This is a genomic window from Holophaga foetida DSM 6591 (assembly GCF_000242615.2).
GTDB classification, from domain to species: domain Bacteria; phylum Acidobacteriota; class Holophagae; order Holophagales; family Holophagaceae; genus Holophaga; species Holophaga foetida.
Genome location: NZ_KI912269.1, coordinates 329,760 through 346,556, shown reverse-complemented (window position 1 = coordinate 346,556; position 16,797 = coordinate 329,760). Strand labels below are relative to the sequence as shown.

17 protein-coding genes are annotated in these 16,797 nt (G+C 64.1%); 11 read left to right on the top strand and 6 right to left on the bottom strand.

What is annotated here, in order from left to right:
• Positions 1–1,395: a 4Fe-4S dicluster domain-containing protein gene (locus HOLFODRAFT_RS22015; protein WP_005033451.1), complete on the bottom strand. Its 1,395-nt coding sequence runs from the start codon at positions 1,393–1,395 to the stop codon at positions 1–3.
• Positions 1,396–1,569: 174 nt separating this feature from the next.
• On the opposite strand from HOLFODRAFT_RS22015, the gene HOLFODRAFT_RS0216970 reads away from it, so the two are divergent.
• From HOLFODRAFT_RS0216970 to HOLFODRAFT_RS0216945, 6 genes are read left to right on the top strand one after another with little or no spacing between them, the layout of a single operon-like run.
• Positions 1,570–1,935, top strand: coding sequence for a holo-ACP synthase (locus HOLFODRAFT_RS0216970; protein WP_005033454.1), 366 nt, complete (start codon positions 1,570–1,572; stop codon positions 1,933–1,935).
• 58 nt (positions 1,936–1,993) lie between these two features.
• Positions 1,994–2,848, top strand: a complete 855-nt coding sequence (locus HOLFODRAFT_RS0216965; RefSeq protein WP_005033455.1) for a CheR family methyltransferase — start codon at positions 1,994–1,996, stop codon at positions 2,846–2,848.
• Between the two features lie 14 nt (positions 2,849–2,862).
• Positions 2,863–3,711 (top strand): HDOD domain-containing protein, encoded by an 849-nt coding sequence (locus tag HOLFODRAFT_RS23570; RefSeq protein WP_005033457.1) that lies wholly within the window; start codon positions 2,863–2,865, stop codon positions 3,709–3,711.
• Between the two features lie 2 nt (positions 3,712–3,713).
• A complete protein-coding gene (locus HOLFODRAFT_RS23565) occupies positions 3,714–4,568 on the top strand; it encodes an HDOD domain-containing protein (RefSeq protein ID WP_005033458.1) in 855 nt (284 codons plus the stop codon).
• Positions 4,569–4,571: 3 nt separating this feature from the next.
• Entirely contained in the window at positions 4,572–5,672 is a 1,101-nt protein-coding gene (locus HOLFODRAFT_RS0216950; protein ID WP_005033460.1) for a protein-glutamate methylesterase/protein-glutamine glutaminase, read from the top strand.
• Positions 5,673–7,499 carry a hypothetical protein gene (locus tag HOLFODRAFT_RS0216945; protein WP_005033461.1) on the top strand — a complete coding sequence of 609 codons (1,827 nt, stop codon included), beginning with the start codon at positions 5,673–5,675 and terminating at the stop codon, positions 7,497–7,499.
• Here the strand turns inward: HOLFODRAFT_RS0216945 and HOLFODRAFT_RS0216940 are convergent.
• Entirely contained in the window at positions 7,496–8,272 is a 777-nt protein-coding gene (locus tag HOLFODRAFT_RS0216940) for a class I SAM-dependent methyltransferase (RefSeq protein ID WP_005033463.1), read from the bottom strand. The genes HOLFODRAFT_RS0216945 and HOLFODRAFT_RS0216940 overlap by 4 nt on opposite strands.
• Before the next feature lie 32 nt (positions 8,273–8,304).
• Here HOLFODRAFT_RS0216940 and gluQRS point away from each other — a divergent pair, with 32 nt between their 5' ends.
• The 5 genes from gluQRS (at position 8,305) to ccsB (ending at position 12,478) form a co-directional block, all read left to right on the top strand.
• A complete protein-coding gene (gene gluQRS, locus HOLFODRAFT_RS0216935; RefSeq protein ID WP_005033465.1) occupies positions 8,305–9,231 on the top strand; it encodes a tRNA glutamyl-Q(34) synthetase GluQRS in 927 nt (308 codons plus the stop codon).
• Positions 9,232–9,399: 168 nt separating this feature from the next.
• Positions 9,400–9,666: a hypothetical protein gene (locus tag HOLFODRAFT_RS0216930; RefSeq protein ID WP_005033467.1), complete on the top strand. Its 267-nt coding sequence runs from the start codon at positions 9,400–9,402 to the stop codon at positions 9,664–9,666.
• 111 nt (positions 9,667–9,777) lie between these two features.
• Positions 9,778–10,272, top strand: coding sequence for a DUF2155 domain-containing protein (locus HOLFODRAFT_RS0216925; RefSeq protein ID WP_005033468.1), 495 nt, complete (start codon positions 9,778–9,780; stop codon positions 10,270–10,272).
• Complete coding sequence (resB, locus tag HOLFODRAFT_RS0216920) at positions 10,269–11,630, top strand: cytochrome c biogenesis protein ResB (protein ID WP_005033470.1); 1,362 nt, start codon at positions 10,269–10,271, stop codon at positions 11,628–11,630. The genes HOLFODRAFT_RS0216925 and resB overlap by 4 nt, the downstream gene beginning before the upstream one ends.
• Positions 11,627–12,478, top strand: a complete 852-nt coding sequence (ccsB, locus tag HOLFODRAFT_RS0216915) for a c-type cytochrome biogenesis protein CcsB (RefSeq protein ID WP_005033472.1) — start codon at positions 11,627–11,629, stop codon at positions 12,476–12,478. Before resB ends, ccsB begins: the two co-directional genes overlap by 4 nt.
• 64 nt (positions 12,479–12,542) lie before the next feature.
• Here ccsB and HOLFODRAFT_RS0216910 read toward each other — a convergent pair whose 3' ends face one another.
• From HOLFODRAFT_RS0216910 to HOLFODRAFT_RS23560, 4 genes are all read right to left on the bottom strand, one after another.
• Positions 12,543–13,157, bottom strand: a complete 615-nt coding sequence (locus HOLFODRAFT_RS0216910; RefSeq protein WP_005033474.1) for a hypothetical protein — start codon at positions 13,155–13,157, stop codon at positions 12,543–12,545.
• Between the two features lie 13 nt (positions 13,158–13,170).
• On the bottom strand, positions 13,171–14,883 hold the full coding sequence (locus HOLFODRAFT_RS0216905) for a cytochrome b/b6 domain-containing protein (RefSeq protein WP_005033477.1): 1,713 nt from the start codon (positions 14,881–14,883) through the stop codon (positions 13,171–13,173).
• Positions 14,884–14,989: 106 nt separating this feature from the next.
• The gene (locus HOLFODRAFT_RS0216900) at positions 14,990–15,715 is read right to left on the bottom strand and encodes a LytR/AlgR family response regulator transcription factor (RefSeq protein ID WP_005033479.1); all 726 of its coding nucleotides are present in this window, start codon (positions 15,713–15,715) and stop codon (positions 14,990–14,992) included.
• Positions 15,712–16,785, bottom strand: a complete 1,074-nt coding sequence (locus HOLFODRAFT_RS23560) for a sensor histidine kinase (RefSeq protein WP_005033481.1) — start codon at positions 16,783–16,785, stop codon at positions 15,712–15,714. The genes HOLFODRAFT_RS0216900 and HOLFODRAFT_RS23560 overlap by 4 nt, the downstream gene beginning before the upstream one ends.
• Positions 16,786–16,797 lie beyond the last annotated feature (12 nt).

Below are 16,797 nucleotides of genomic sequence, written 5' to 3'. Positions count from 1 at the left end.
TCAGGCCCTCCCCAACAGATTCTGGACATGGGCCACGACTTCGTTCTCCTTGGGCAGGATGCCTCCGTAGCGCTGGACATGGGTGATGGGCGGGGGATCCGTGATCCCCGCATGGCTGAGGGCGAGGCGGAGTTCGTCCTCAATCTGGTTCTTGCTGGCTTCCACCACCACGATCTGCTTGAGGCGGGGCAGCAGGGGCAGCAGCTGTTCAATGGGGAAGGGCCAGATGGTGATGGGCCGGAATAGGCCGACCCGGGCGCCCTGCTCCCGCAGTTTCTGGGCGGCGCCCTTGGAGGCCCGGGAGGGGGTGTTGCAGGCCACCAGCAGGATTTCTGCATCCTCAGCCTGGAAGCACTCGGCTCGGGCCTCGGACTTCATCTGCTCATACTTGTCGAAGAGCTTGAGGTTGCGGGTCTCCATGGTCGCTTCGTCCAGGAACACGGAGCTGTTCAGGTTCCCGCGATGGTTCAGATCGCCATAGACGCCCCAGGCGGGTAGCCCGGGCTCCACCATGTGATCCGGCAGTTTCACCTTGCCTGTCATCTGGCCGAGGTAACCGTCCGCCATCACCATGACCGGGTTGCGGTATTTGAAGCTGAGTTCGAAGGCTAGGTAGGTCAGGTCAAGCATCTCCTGGGGTGTGCTGGGCATGAGGGTGATGGCGTGGGTGTTGCCATGACCGAGGCCCCGGCAGGCCAGCTTCACATCGCCCTGATCCGGGCCGATGTTGCCGAGGCCGGGGCCGCCCCGCATGATGTCGATGAATACGCCTGGCAATTCGGCCGCGATCATGTAGGAAATGCCCTCCAGCATCAGGGATAGGCCTGGGCTGGAGGTGAAGGTCAGGCTGGGGAGGCCGGCGCCGCCGCAGCCGTACATGTGGTAGACCGTTGCGACCTCGGAGACCGCTTGCAGGTAGAAGCCGTCCATCTTGGGCAGGAGCTTGGCCATCAGCTCGGCCCCTTCCGTGGAGGGGGTGATGGGATAGCCGAAGACGTGGCGGCAGCCCGCCATGAGGGCGCCCAGGGCCGCGGCATAGGTGCCCTTGATGACCAGGGGCTCGCTGGAGGGCATGGGGATGACTCGACCTGGGATGTCCACCGGCTCGGGGGCTGTACTCCTTCTGGCACCGAAGAGGGTGGCGGGATCCTGGAGCTCGAAGCTCTCCCCTGCCTCCATGGCCTTGAGGCCATAGGGCTCGGGACAGGCTTCGATGCAGAGGCCACAGCCCGTGCATTTGGCCAGGTCAAGCGTCACGGGTACCATGCCGGTCAGGGGATTGATCTCCTGGGTGAAGGAGATGCAGCCCTGGACGCATACATGCACGCATCGACCGCATCCCTTGCAATAGTCCGGCAGTAGAAAGGGTTTGGGTCTTGTATTGGCTTGCGACATTCAAAGACTCCTTGTTTCCGGAGGCTTGCCTGGAATAGTGAGGGTGGGTCCCGGCCTCGGTGCCCGGAGGGTTCCGGGCGACTAGAATGATGTCACAAGTGCAGTTGTCCTGGGCACTAATGCCCCTATAAGCGGGGGGCATAGTGATCAGGATCAGACGGGGAGGTGGGCCGCATGATCATGGGATTGGGAACGGACATCTGTCCCGCGGCTCGGTGGGAGAGGATGATCGACCGCTATGGCGAAAAGGCCCTGCTGCGAGTGCTCCACCCGGAGGAAGCCGAGCTTCTGCTGGGGGGCAACCGCAAGCGGCTGCCGGAGCGGATGGCCGGGCGTTGGGCCCTTCGTGAGGCCTTCGGGAAGGCCCTGGGGCAGGGGTTGGACGGCTGGGACTGGCGCGGTTTGAGGTTTAGGGACGGGGTCCTCCGAGCGGAGGGGGGAGTCGCGGAACTGTTGGGAAACCGGGGGATCCATCATCTTCACGGGAGCGTGTCGCATGATGGCGGAATGGCCTTTGCTGTGGTAATCCTTGAGGACTGACTTCACTCTGAATTAACGTCCTGCCGTCCCAGGCCGATCTTGCTGGAAGGGGTTGAGCATGGCCTCACTGATGACACAGCAGATGACTCCCCAGGAATTCCTGGCCATGAGGGATTTCATCTATGCCCGGTGCGGGATCTGGTTCAGCGAGTCCAAGCAGTATTTCCTGGAGAATCGCCTCAACCGCCGGATCGGGGAACTGAATCTCAAGTCCTACAAGACCTATCTGGACGTCCTCCAGGGGGCCCAGGGGCGGGACGAGATGAAGCTCCTCTTCAACGAGATCACCACCAATGAGACGAGCTTCTGGCGCAATCCGCCCCAGATCGAAGCCTTCCAGAAGATCGTCCTGCCGGATGCGGTGGCCCTGGCCAAGGCGCGGATGAGCAGCAAGTTCAGGATCTGGTCTGCCGCATGCTCGTCCGGCGAGGAACCCTACACCCTGGCGATGGTCTGCCAGGAGGCCAAGGACACGCTCCTCCGGGGCATGTCGGTGGAGATCATCGCTACGGATATCAGCGAGAAGGTGCTCGCCCAGGCCCGGGAGGGGAACTACGGCAGCTACACCCTGCGCAACCTCACCCCGACTCAGGTCAAGCAGCACTTTATCGCGAAGGGGCCGGAAAGTTTCGAGGCCCGGCCCGAACTCAAACAGATGATCCAGTTCAAGAACTTCAACCTGGTGGACTACCCCGGGTACCGAACCCTGGGCTCCTTCGACATCATCTTCTGCCGAAATGTGCTGATCTATTTCGACGAACAGGTGAAGATCAAAGTGCTCAAAGGCTTTTTCGAACAGCTTCAACCCAAGAGCTACCTGCTCGTGGGACACAGCGAGTCCATCCACTCGTTCAATGCGGGATTCGAACTGATGCATTTCAGCAAGGCCATGGGCTACCGTAAACGCAGCTGATACGAGGAAAACCCATGCCCATCACCCCACAGGAACTCATCGCGAACCTCGGTGACCTGCCTCCTCTTCCCCAGGTTGCAGCCCAGGTGCTCCGCTTGGCGGCGGATCCCGATGCCTCCATGGATGATCTCCAGAAGGTCATTTCCACGGACCAGGCGCTTACCGCCCAGATCCTGAAGATCTCCAATTCTGCCATGTTCGGGATGGTCCGGGAGGTCACCACCTTGACCCAGGCCATCATGACCCTGGGCTTTTCCACCATCAAGAGCGTGGTCATCGCCTCCAGCGCCAAGAATCTCTACAGTCGCGGTGCCGCCGGCCTCCAGGAGCGGCTCCTCTGGGAGCACGCCCTCACCGCAGCCATGGCGGGCCGGGCCTTCGGGCGCTGCCTCCGCTTCCCCAGGGCCGAAGAGGTCTTCATCTCCGGCCTGATGCACGACATCGGGAAGTCGGTGATGGCCCTCAAGTTTCCTGAACGCTACGTCTCCCTGGTCAAGACGGTCTACAACGAGCGGTGTGATGGCCTGCAGCTGGAGCTGGACACCTTCGGTTTCGACCACGCTATGGTCGGCGAGGCCCTGCTTCACTCCTGGAACCTGGCTTCCAGCCTGGAAGACGCGGTCCGTTGGCACCACGATCCGGCCCACGCCCCCAAGGAGAACCAGCCCCTGGCAGCCCTGGTGGCGCTGGGGAACCAGATTGCCCTCGATCAGGGTGCTGGAATCGGCAAGCCCGAGACTCTGTCTGCCGCCACCGCCCAGGCCATGGAAGTGCTGGGAGTGACGCCGGAATCTTTGGAACCCCATCGTGAAACCGTGCTGGAAATGTTGGAAATGGATAAATCAATCATAAAAGGTCTCTAGCCATGATAACCGCTGACCTCGTTGGGCAAAGGGTGCAGTCCCTTCCGAGCCTTCCGACCACCATTGTCTCTCTGGGGCAGGCGGTATCTGACGATCGTTGCACGGTGGACCGCATCCTGGGGATCCTCGCGAAGGATCCTCCCCTATCGGCAAGCATGCTCCGACTGGCCAATTCCGCCCTCTACCAGGGGGATCGCCCGGCTTCGGATCTGCAGACGGCCGTGCTGCGCCTGGGCTTCGATGCGGTCCTGAACCTCGGGCGCACCGCTGCCATCATCCGCACCTTCCGCACTGCCACGACCTTCGATCCGATCCTTCTCTGGCAGCATTCCGTGGCGGTGGCCATCACCGCCAAGGGAATCTGCCGACTCCAGCGGAAGAACCAGATGGCCGAGACGGCATTCCTGGTCGGCCTGCTGCACGATATCGGGAAGATCGCCCTGGATCGCTGCTTCACGGAGGAGTACGGACCCGTGGTGGCTGCGGTCCGGGAAGGGGAGGAGGGGGTGGCCGCGGAGCGGCGGATCCTGGGGATCGACCACGGCCGGGTGGGCGCCCTCGTGGCCCTCCGGTGGAATTTCACCGAGACGCAGGTGGAAGTCATTCGTGACCACCACGAACCGGTCGAGGGCGAGTTCCTCTCCAGCCTGATCCATCTCAGTGACCTCCTGGTGCGTTCCAGGATGCCCAATGGGCCTTATGATGAGGAACTTCGCTTCAGCCTTGAGGCACTTCCCGCCTTCCAGACCGTCTTCGGTCCCTTGACGGACGACCTGGATCTGGAACGGCTGACCTTCGGGGTCGATGATGAACTGGATCATGCCATCACCTTTGTCAAACTTGCTTTTCAGGAATAAATAATGGATCCCATTCGTGTCCTCATCGTGGATGACAGCCCTTTCATGCGCAAAGCCCTGGAGCGGATGCTCGTGGCGGCGGAGGACATCCAGGTGGTGGGTAGCGCCCGGGACGGACTGGACGCCCTGGACAAGATCAAGGAATTGAAGCCGGATATCGTGACCCTTGATGTGGAGATGCCCCGCATGGACGGGCTCGCCTGCCTGAAGCGGATCATGGTGGAGTGCCCCCTGCCGGTGCTCATGGTTTCCAGCCTCACCCAGGAGGGGGCCACCGCCACCCTGGAGGCCCTGGCCTTCGGTGCCCTGGATTTCATCCCCAAGGAGAGCAGTCTGGCTAGTGCATCGATGTTCCAGATTCAGCAGGACCTTCAGGAGAAGGTGCGCAAGCTGGCCCGCAGTCCCAAGTTCCGCAAGACCAGACCCGCGGCTCCTGCTCCTCTCCCCACTCGGCCCCTTCCCGGGGCACCCCTGGCCCCTGCACCGGTTCATCGTCCTGCCCCCTCTGGAGGCGTCTTGGCCTCCTCCCCCCGCGCCGAGCTTCTGGTCATCGGTTGCTCCACTGGCGGCCCCAAGGCGCTCCAGGATCTCCTGCCGGCCATTCCCAAGGCTCTGCCGGTCCCCTGCCTTATCGTGCAGCACATGCCCGGCACCTTCACCAAGCCCTTCGCTGAGCGGCTAAATGCCATCAGCCAGGTGGAGGTCAAGGAGGCCGAGCACGGGGAACTGCTTCGCCCCGGGACGGTCTACATCGCCCCCGGAGGGCAGCATATGCTCTACCGTCAGCGCGGACCCCAGGGCCTCCTGGAGTTGAGCCCCGAGCCCGCCAGCACCCTCCATCGCCCCAGTGTGGATGTGATGTTCCAGAGCGTGGCCGAGCACTGCACCCGGCAGGTCCTGGCCATGATCCTCACGGGCATGGGTGCGGATGGCGCCAAGGGCATGGAAATGCTGAAGGCCAGGGGGGCCCACACCCTGTCCGAGGCCGAGGAATCCTGTGTGGTCTACGGCATGCCCCGGGCGGCCTTCGAGCGGGGCTGTGTCGATCAGGTCGCCCCCCTTCCGGAAATGGCGGCCATCCTCCGTCGGCACTTCCAGATCTGAATGGACGCCGCACCCCTCACTGCCCTTGTGCAGCCCCAGGCGGTGCGGGCTCTTCTCGCCCAGGTCGGGGCGGGGACCCAGCAGAATCTTCTCGCCCTCATGGGGCAGAGCCTGGAAATGACCTTCCAGGGTATGGGTCCCCAGGGGGCCCAACTGGTCCTGCCCAGCGGTCAGGTCTTGGTGGCCCAGGGGGAACTCCCCTTCGCCCAGGGAACTCAGTTGATGGTCAGAGTCCTTTCGGAAGTCGAAGGGGCGGTGCGTCTCCAGATCCAGGAAGCGAAACCTCCGGCTTCTCCGGCGCTGTTGCAGCCTCTCCTCACGGGGGAGGCCCAGCCCCTTCTGAGCCGCCTCATGGGGGATGAGCACGCTGAAAGCTTGGCACCTACGGTTCGCATGCTTCAGCAGGTACTGGCGTCCGTGACATCCACGGTTCCATCCCGGTCTCTGGCCCTGCCCCTGCCCCTGACCCAGATCGAGGAGGCCGTGGCGGCCCTGCCCGCGGAACTCGCCCAGCCCTTGCGGCAGGCCCTGGGGCTTCCCTCAGGGCAAGCCCTTGGCCAAGCCCTGAAGACCTGGATCGAGAGCCCGGCGGCCCTGCCGAAGCCTGGGGCCGGAATGCCGGATGGCAGTCCTGTGGGCCAGTCGACTCCAGCAACTCAGGCGTCCTCCGCGGCGCTTCCCGATGCGAGTCAGGTTCTGGCTGTTGTGGTGCAGGCGTTCACCGGGATGATGCATCAGGCTTCGACGGTGCCTGAAGCCCAGCAGGACTTCCTGTCTGCTTGGTTCCGGGGACTTCTTTCCAAGGCCGGGGGGCAGATGGTGCCGTCTTCTGAGTTCGCCGCGCCCTCGATGGCCTCTCCTGTGGCAGTCCAGTCCCCGGTTCCCCTTCCTTCGGCACTCCTCGCCAAGCTCCCGGAGGCGGTAGCCTCCCTGCCGCCGAAGATGGCCGAATTCCTCCGCCAGGCCCTGAACATCCCTGAAGGGCAGCCCTTGGCTTTGGGGCTGAGGTCCTGGATGGAGTCCACCTTCTCCGAAGCCCTGGCGGTGCCCCAGGAGCTCCCTGATCCAAGGCTTCGGGAGGCCGGTTCGGTGACCCTCGAACTGGCTCAGCGTTTCGAGGCCCTGGTCCGTCAGGCTCCGGACTTCCCCAAGTCCCAGCGGGCCCTGCTCACATCTTGGTTCCGGGATTTGCTGGTCAGGGCCGGTGGGGGGGAATCCACTGCCCGGGCTTCTGGTTCTGAGGCGTCGCGATCCCTCGTTCGGTCCTCTGCCGCCGCCCAGGATGCGCCGAGCCCCGCGATCATCCAGCGTGCCGTGGAAGGGTCAAGCCCAGGGGCGGCATCGGCTGCCCAAGCTCCCCTGGAGGAGCCAGCCTTCTGGAATAAATGGATTCGGGGCACGGTCGAGGCCCTGGCGGATCCCCAGGTCTCACCTCGGGAAGCCCCTTTTCACGCCCTCCAGGCCAAGGAGGGGACGGCCTATTTCGAACTTCCAGCCCCCTGGCTGCCCCAGGGGGTGGTGCAGCTCTGGGTGGAGTCCGACGCCCCTGATGAGGGGCGCCCTGAGGACGAGACCCGGCGGGTATTCATGGGGCTCCATCTCTCCAATCTGGGAGATACCCGCCTGGGCCTGGAACTCTCCGGGACGAATCTTCGCGCGAGGGTCTGGACTGAGCATCCCGAGCGCCTGGCGACCCAGGAGGAGGCCCTGGCCAAGGAGCTGGAGGAGACAGGCTGCCAAGTAAGCCTGCGTATCCTTCCCCTGGGAGCGGGCACCGCTGGCCTGCGCTCCATGGTGGTCGGCAACTCGTGGCAAGGGTTAGGTTAGCCCATCCGGTAGACCAGCAGGCAAGCCCCGGGCCTGCCGGGCAGGGGGATGCTGCGCTCGGGCCGCAACTCCGGGATGGGGAAGGTGTGGCTTAGCAGGAGGGAGCCCGGGGCCATCTCCGCGAGGGCCTTGCGCCCCAGCTCTGGCATGGGGGCTGGGGAGAGGAAGGCGTAGACCACTTCGAAAGCCCCCAGGTCCTCCTTCCAGAGGCTGCCCAGGCGCATGGTGCAGTTGGCGCGCACGGGACGGGTTCGGAGCCAGGCCAAGAGCCATACCAGGGGCGAGGCTTCCACCCCCAGGAAGCGGGCTTCGGGGCGATGCTCTGCCAGGAAACGCAGGGGGCCCCCGAGTCCTGCCCCGAGATCGACCATCCGCAAGGGCTCGCCTTCTGGAAGGAGGGCGAGCAGGGCCTCCCACGCCGCCCGATTGGAGTTGTAGAGGGGAACCCGGGTCAGAAGTCCTCCGCCATAGACGAGGAAGAGGAGGGCCAGGGCGGCTGGATAGAACCAGGGGGAAACCTGATGCATGGCCTGCCAGCTCAGGGCGAAGGGCAAGAGCAGCTGGAAGGCTCTCCACCAGGGGCCAAGGCCCCAGAATAGCCCGAGGGCGGCGGCCCCTCCGCCCTGAGCGAGAAGCCAGACCCAGGCGGGCAGGGCCCGGAGGGGCGGGAAGAGCCGACTCAGCGACAAGAGGGCGAGGAAGACCAGGGCCTGGGCGCCCAGGGCCCGCACGACAGGGGGGCTTTCTGTCCAGATGCGCTGCAGACGTGGCATTGCAGAGGGTCTCCGAAGACTACTATAGACCCATGCCTTCCTCCTCCCCTTCCCGCCGCCCCACGGGTCGCTTCGCCCCCTCCCCCACGGGCATCCTCCACCTCGGGAACCTCCGTACGGCCCTGGCATCCTGGCTTTCGGTGCGCTCCCGAGGGGGCACCTGGATTCTCCGCATGGAGGATGTGGATACCACACGTTCCCGCAGGGCATTGGGGGAGGCCCAGATACGGGATCTTGCGGCTCTAGGGATGGAGAGCGATGTGCCGGTGCTCTGGCAGTCCGACAGGGTTGAGCTCTACCGGATGGCATTGGCGCGTCTGGAGAGGGCTGGCCTGCTCTATCCCTGTCAGTGCTCCAGGAAGGACCTGGCCCTCCTGGCTGCTGCGCCCCATGAGGGGGATGGGCTCCGCCCCTATCCAGGGCGCTGCCGTGGCGCAGAACTGAGGGGCGGCGAGGGTGCGGCTCTGCGCTTCATGCTTCCGCCGGGGCAGGTGGCCTGGGTTGACCTCCTGCTGGGCTCCCAGCTGGACGACCCGATGGGACTGACGGGGGATCCCCTCCTCTTCCGGCGGGATGGCTGTTATGCCTACCATCTGACGGTGGTGGTGGACGATGGTGACCAGGGGGTGTCCGAGGTGGTCCGGGGGGCCGATCTCCGCTCGGTTACCGCCACTCAGATCCGCCTCCAGGAAGCCCTGGACCTGCCCCGACCCGGCTATGCCCATCTGGGGCTGGTGACTTCGCCCGATGGCTCCCGTCTGGGCAAGCGGGAAGGGGCCTTAGGGGTCCGAGCCCTGGTGGAGCGGGGCGTTGGAGTGCGGGAGCTCCTGGGGTGGCTGGGTTGGAGTCTGGGGTGCCTGGATTCCCCGGTGCCGTGCCTCGCCGAAGAACTCATTCCCGGCTTTTCATGGGGGCGAGTGCCTACCGGACCTGTGGCCATCCCCATGTCCTGGCGTTGAGGGCTGAATTGCCGCGTTCTGCAACAGGTTTGCCGACGTCTGTTGTTTTCTGCCTCGGATTATCTGGTCATATGGTGCGATCTTTCTTGAAAAATGGGTCGCCAAGCGGGGGCCAGGTGTGGCACTGTATATGCGTTCCCATCCCCTGACTCTATTGGAGGGTTTTCTATGCGCGCCCTGCGTTTCCCCCTTATTGCTGTGGCCGTCCTGGCCTTTTCCGTCGCTGCCCAGGCCAAGGCGCCATGGACTGCCAAGGGCAAGGCCGTCGATGCCGGTGTGAAGACCTGTGCTTCCTGCCACGTCACCGGTGCCAAGGCCAAGAAGGGCGACCCCCTGACCGAGCGTGGCAACTGGCTCGTGGCTGAGAAGGGCAAGAAGAAGGCCGCCGAAGTCGATCCCTCCTGGTTGGCGAATTACCCCAAGAAGGGGAAGTGAGCCAGGTTTATTGAATGGTTTTGCAGCTCTGCGTGAACGTGAAAGGGGCAGTGGATCTCGTATCCGCCGCCCCTTCGTGTGTTTAGGGGGGTAGGCCCCGTAGGAGGTTGTGTGAAGGCTCGGATCGGATTCCTGGTGTTGGCGGGTCTGCTGCTTGTCGGCTGTCGTCGGCGCGAGGAAAAGCCCGCTGCCCCAGCGGGAGGCATGCCCGCGGGCCATGGCAGCATGGCCTCCCGGAAACCTTCGGTGGTCCAGGTTCCCGATGCCATCAAGGAGCGGTGGAAGGCCGGGCGCTTCTCCGTGCTGGATACCTCCACCAAGAAGACTGCGACCTTCACGGCCAAGCTCGGGCAGGATACGCCGGTCCCCGGCACTGGCCTGAGCCTCAAGCTGGAGGCCCTGCTTCCGGACTTCACCATGGGGGATGGAGTCATCACCAGCAAGAGTGACAAGCTGGCCAATCCCGCTGCGAAGGCCTCCATTTCCGATGGGAAAGCGGAATGCTTCAACGGTTGGCTCTTCTCCATGTTCCCCGAGGCCCATCCCTTTGAGCACCCCAGGTATCAGATCCGGCTCGTGGAATTCGTCTCTGAGGGTGCCCATTGAGCCGCAGAACGCCCAAGCCGGAAGCCCTCTCTGTCTGGCAGCTCTTTTGTTCCGTCAAGCTGACCCTCTTCCTGCTCTTCCTTATCGCAGCTGGCTCCGTTGCCGGAACCCTGATCCAGCAGAACCTGCCCAAGGAGGATTATTTCCGCGTATGGGAGCCCGGGACAGCTAACTTCTTCCTTCGCTCGGGCCTCACGGATGTATACCACTCCTGGTGGTTCCTGGGGCTCATGGGGCTTCTGGCCTTCAATCTCATTGCCTGCTCGGTGGACCGCTTCCCGGCCATTCTGGCGGCCTACCGGGGCCAGCCGAACCCAGCCTCCGAGATCCTGAAGGCCCAGGCTTTCCACCGCAGCTTCGTCCTGCCTGGAACCCTCGTGGAGGCGCGGGAGTTGGCCCGGAAGGCCCTCGGCCACGGGGCCGTGGATGGGAAGCTGCTCTACCTCAGCAGGGGGGCCTACGCCCGCTGGGGGGTCTTCGTCGTCCACTCCAGTCTCCTGGTGATCTTCCTGGGGGTCATGATCGGCTCCCTGTGGGGTTTCAAGGGCTTCATCAACATCGTCGAGGGCACCTCGACCCGCGAGGTGGTGCTCCGGGGCGGGGCCGATGACGAGCACGAGCATCGCAAGGCCATCCCCTTCGAACTCCACGTGGACAGCTTCAAGGTCTCCCGCTACGAAACGGGTCAGCCCAGTGACTTCGTCAGCCACGTGCGGGTCTTGGAGAATGGCCAGACGGTCAAAGAGAAGGATCTGCGGGTGAATGATCCCCTCTCCTACCGTGGGCTCACCTTCTACCAGTCCAGCTACGGTCCGGCACCCGAGGCCACCTTCCTGCTGCAGAACGCCAAGACCGGGGCGCTCATCCAGGTCCCCATGGCCCTGAATGAGGTCCGGATGCTGGAGGGTGGCATCGCCCTGGCCTTCGATGCCTTCGCCGAGGACCACAATCGCATGGGACCAGCCTTCCAGTTGCGGATGCAGGTGCCTGGACAGGAAGCCCAGGAACTCATGCTCTTCCAGCGCCTGCCGGATTACGACCGCCAGCGGGGGGATGTGTGGACCCTGAAGGTGGGAGATCTGCGTCTCAAGCAATACACCGGGCTCCAGGTTGCCAAGGATCCTGGGGTGCCCTGGGTCTGGGCTGGCTGCGCCTTGATGATCCTGGGCATGATGGGGGCCTTCTTCTGCTCCCACCGCCAGATATGGATCCGCCTGGAAGAGCGCAAGGATGGGGTTGCCTGGACCGTGGCGGGCGCCACAAGCCGCAATCGCCTGGCTTTCGAAAAGGAATTCCAGGTCCTGCTGGAACGGATCGGGGCCCCTGAGGCGTCCAAGAGCAAAGAGGGCAAGGCATGAACAGCGTGATGGTATTCAATATCTCCCTGGGGATCTTCGTTCTTGCGGAACTGTTCTATATCCTCTATCTGGCCAAGCGGACCGAGGGGGTTGGCCGGATTGCCACGGTGGTGGCCTGGGTGGGATTCGGCGTGGAAACGGTGGCCTTCCTCCTGCGGACCTTCGAGTTCATGCTGGCCAAGCAGATGCGTCTGCCACTGACCAATCTCTACGAATCCCTGCTCTTTTTCGCTTGGTCCATGGCCCTGGTCTACCTCCTCTATGAGCGGAAATACAAGCTCAGGGCCTTGGGGGCTTTCATCCTGCCCCTGGCCATTCTGGCCCTGGCGGCGCCCTATTACATCCCCGGGGTGACCACCACCATCCCCAAGCTGCCCCCGGCCCTTCAGAGTGCCTGGCTGGAGTGGCACGTCATGACCTGCTTCCTGGGGTACGGCGCCTTCGGTGTAGGGGCGATCCTCAGCCTCCTCTATCTGGTGAAGGCTCCCCGAGAGGCCAGGGGCGGGATGGGGGCCGTGATGCGCATGCTCCCCTCCGCCGATATGCTCGACGAGATCTGCTACCGCGTGATCCTGGTGGGCGTGCCCCTGCTCACCGCAGGGATCGTCCTGGGCGCGGTCTGGGCCAACCAGGCCTGGGGCACCTACTGGAGTTGGGACCCCAAGGAAACCTGGGCTCTCATCGTCTGGATCATCTACGCCGCCTATCTCCATGCCCGCATCACACGCGGCTGGCGGGGCCGCAAGGCTGCCTACCTGGCCCTTCTGGGCTTCGCTGCGACCCTCTTCTGCTACCTGGGCGTGAACCTGCTGCTGTCGGGACTGCACAGCTACGGGGGGCGGGGGTAGTTTCACGCTGACGTAGAAAGGGGCCGGAATCCGGCCCCTTTCTACGTCATACGACTGCTGGTGGTCACTCCTTTGCCATTCCGCGCTCCACTGAGAGCGCGAAGTAGTAGTCCCTTGATGCCACCGAGCTTGAGATCGTATGCTGCACGATCCGATGGGAGCCCGGGGTCCTGGGGATCTCCACCGTAGCCGCCTGGGTGCCTGTGATCTCGACACGGAGGGGGGACTCACCCCCGGGATCCCTCACCGCCAGACAGAGCTTCCCGAAGTGCCTGGAGTCGTGGATGGTCAGGGGTTCCCTGCCCAGGGTGATCCACTGGGAGCTGGGGGTTCCCACGCCCTGGGGGATCTGCATGGCCTTCATGGCCTGACGGATCCATTCCTCCTCGGGGGCACTGCCTCCGTCCGGGGTCATCACCTTGACCTTGACCATCACAGAACCTGTGGATGGGAGGTGCTTGCGGCACTGCTCACACTCCCTGAGGCGCTCCGAGCAGGCCTTGCAGAGCTGGAACTGGCCGCTTGAGGTCATGCTCTTGCAGAGCGTGCAGGTTCCGATGTCCTTGGTATGGGATTGCTGTCGGCGCTCCGGGCACAGCTCCGCGAAAGCTGGGGCTGCGCTGCCGAGGCAGAGAACCAGGGCCATGGCAGTCATCGAGAAGGGGTTTCGGACTGCCATGGCCGCTCCTTGATCAGTGTCCCGTTTCCTCTGAGCCCTTCTTCGGATCGATCACCTCGGGGTGCTCGTCCAGGCCGTGCTCGTGTTCGTAGTGCTCAGGCGTGGTCCGGCCGTCGAGGAAGGTGAGGTTCACGGGATAGACCTCTGGATCGAAGATCACGAAGTAGAAGTGCCAGACGATGATGGCCAGGGTGGCCAGGATGGCTTCGTAGAGGTGGATCGTGGTGGCGATGTCCACGATCCAGCGGGGGAACCAGGCCGAGAAGAAGATCTTGAACCAGATCAGAAGGCCGGTGACGGCCATGACCGCCGTGCCCCAGACCAGGGCCCAGTACTCGGCCTTCTCGGCGTAGGTGAAGCGGGCGAACTTGGGACGGGGACTATCCTTGCGGACGAGGTGGAGGAGATTGCGCAGGGCGTCCAGGGCATCCTGGGGCTTGGGGAAGATGTCTGCCAGCACCTTGCGTCCCTCACGGGTGAAGGCCACATAGAGGATGTGGTAGGCCGAAGCGCCCATCATGACCACGGCGGCGATCCGGTGGACCAGGCGGCGGATGGCCTCATTGGCGCCGAAGATGGCCCCAACCCAGGAATCCGGGTATTTGAGGGCGAAGCCCGTCAAGGCCAGGATGATGAAGCTGAGGGCGAAGCAGCCGTGCTGGATCCGCTGGCCCAGCTTCATGCGGAGGACCGTGCGTCCGCGGTCCTTGTATATGCGGCGGATCTTCTTGAACCAATCCAGGAGGTTGTGTCCGCCCATGGCGACGATGGTGAGGACGATCAGGACGATGTAGATGCGACGGACCCAGTGGTTGATCCTGGCACCCAGGGTGGAGGTGTCCTCGTAGTCCGTATGGATCTTGCCTGTGATGAACTTGTCGTTTGAACCGGCATGGCACTTGCCGCAGGTCTTCACCAGATTCGCCTGGTTGACCTGGGATTCAGGGTCGGAGGAGGGGAGGATCTTGTGGGCGCCGTGGCAGCTGGCACAGTTGGCGGCGGACTTGTCCCCCAGCTTGGCGGCGAGGCCATGGTAGCTCTGGTAGAAGCTGCTGATGCGATTGGCGGGGTTGTCGAACTTGGCGTTGAAACGGGCATCCCCGTGGCACTTGGCGCAGACGTTGGCCGCCGCCATGGTGGACTGGCTCGGCTTCAGGCCCGTGATCACGTGCTCACCGTGGCAGTCCGTGCAGGTGGGGGCCTCATGCACACCCTTGGCCATGGCGGCTCCGTGGGTGCTGGCCTTGTAGTCCTGCATCTGCTGGGTGTGGCAGGTCCCGCAGGTGTCCTCCACCTTGCTGCGCAGCAGAGGGGAAGCGGGGTCGGTCATGGGGGTGATATCGTGCTTGCCGTGGCAGTCGCCGCAGGAGGCTGCCCCCGCCTTGCCCGCGCGCTTGGCAATGGCATGATGGCTGGCGTTGTAACTGGCGTCGGCCTTCTCGTGGCAGGTGACGCAGGCGGCAGGCTTGACAGGGGTTCCGGGGTGGGAGGCCAGATCGACATCGGCGTGGCAGCTCTCGCAGCCATTCCCGCCGTGGATGGAAGCACCGAACTTCTTGGCGTCCACGAATAGGGAGATCTCCTTGCCGTCCGGGGCCTGCTTGGTCATGCCCGCCTGGCCGTGGCACCCAAGGCAATCCTTGTCCTCCGCCCGCAAATCCAGGGATGTGCCCATCAAGAGCGTGAACAAGGTCAGAAGGATGGCGCGGGGCCTCAGGGCAAGCATGGACAACTCCGGATGGGCTGTTGAGCACAAAACCGGCCAGCAATTGACTGGTCAGACCAGGGAAGGGATCAGGCCCATCATAGCAATCCTTGGAATCGAATCACCATCATTCGATTCTCAGGGCTGCCTTGAGCTTGGGGGTTGCCCCTCGGCTGGCTTCCAATTCTACACCGCCGATCATGCGGACCATAACCCGGCTGCCGCCTCCGGATGAGCGGATGCCCAGGACCGCCTCGGGGCGGATCAGGAGGTGGCGATGGATCCGAAGGAGCCCTGCGTCCGGGAAGAATGCCTCGACCTCTCCCAGGGTCTTCCACTTGGTGCGGAAACGCTCTCCGGCAAAGGCCCAGACCACCTGCTCCTCCACCTCGAAGTAGGCGGTTCTGGACAGTTCCATGAACACGACCCCGGTGCCTGCGTTCACCGGATAGCGGGTGACCGGGGCGCTGCGCCCACCGTCGCGGCGTTGGCCCAGGGCCCGGCGGATCTTGGCCAGGGATTTCACCAGGCGATCCGTGGTGACGGGTTTCAGGAGGAAGTCCACCGCGTCGAGGCTGAAGGCCTCCACGGCGTGTTCAGCGTAGGCCGTGACGAAGACCACCGGAAGATCTGGATCGATGGAGGCCCTGAGGCTCATGCCATCCAGGCCGGGCATCTGGATGTCCAGGAAGAGGGCGTCCACCTCCGGGTTGGTGCCCAGCCACTCCTCCACCTCCAGGCCGTTGCCGAAGGTGGCCACCACCTCGCAACCGCATTCCTGGAGCAGGCGCAGCAGGCGCCGCTGGTTCATGGGCTCGTCCTCGGCCACCGCGACGCGCAGGGGGTTCGTCATGCGGGCCACCTCCAGGCCAAGGCTAGCTGCGCCACCACCCAGGCCCCCTCCTGGGCCAGGGTGAGGGTCGGTCTATAGGTCGGCATCAGGGTGAGCCGCTCCCGCAGGTTCCCGAGCCCGGTGCCCTCCCGGTAGTCGGCCCTGAGGGGCTTGCCTGTGTTGGCCACTCTCAGGACGAGGCTGTCCGGGGTGCGGTGGATCTCCACCCGGAGGGTTCCTCCTTCCGGGGCGGTCGAGATGCCGTGCTTGATGGCGTTCTCCACCAGGGGCTGGAGCAGGAGGGGGGGGAGTTCCAGGGCGTCCGCCCAATCCGGCCAGGCCCACTCGACCTTCAGGCGTTCGCCCAACCGGATCGCTTCGATGCCCAGGTAGCGCTTCAGGAGCGCCCGCTCCTGCTTCAAGGGATCCCGCAGGGTGGTGCCGTGCTTCATCAGGTCCCGGTACATCTCCACGAGCCCTACCAGGGCCTCCTCGGCCGCATCGGGATCCTCATGAACCAGTTCGGTGAGGCCTCCGAGCACGTTGAAGAGGACATGGGGGTTGAGCTGGGCCTGGAGGGCCTGGGCCCGGGTGCGGTCAGCCAGGATCTGGAGCTCCCGTTCCGACGCCTCTGCCCGTTCCTTGTCCGCCAGGAACCAGCCCAGGATGAGGGCGAAGGGGTAGTTGAAGAAAAAGAGGCCCCACTCCGGGCGGAGTACAAAATGCCGCCCCAGGAGGAAGAGATGGAGGTTCTGTTGCTGGCCCAGTGGCATGGGGGCCATCTGGATGAGCAACCAGGTGAGGCCCAGCAGCCAGATGGCATTCCATGGGAGGCACTGCAGGAATCCCCGGAGGGGAGGGGCCTGTTTACGGGTATCGCCTGTCCAGAGCCAGGGCAGGGGCGCCAGGGCGACGTTTCCCCCAAGCAGGAGGAACGGCACGAGGATTTCCGTCCCCAGGGAGAGCCCCCTGGGCAGGTCCGTCATGAATCGCAGCGCCGTCCAGAACAAGCCGTAGGCGAAGATCGCACCCCAGGTGGAGGGGGTGCGGAACTTTCGCAGGGTAACGGTTGGGAAGTCTTGGAGTCTCATGGCGCTTTGCGG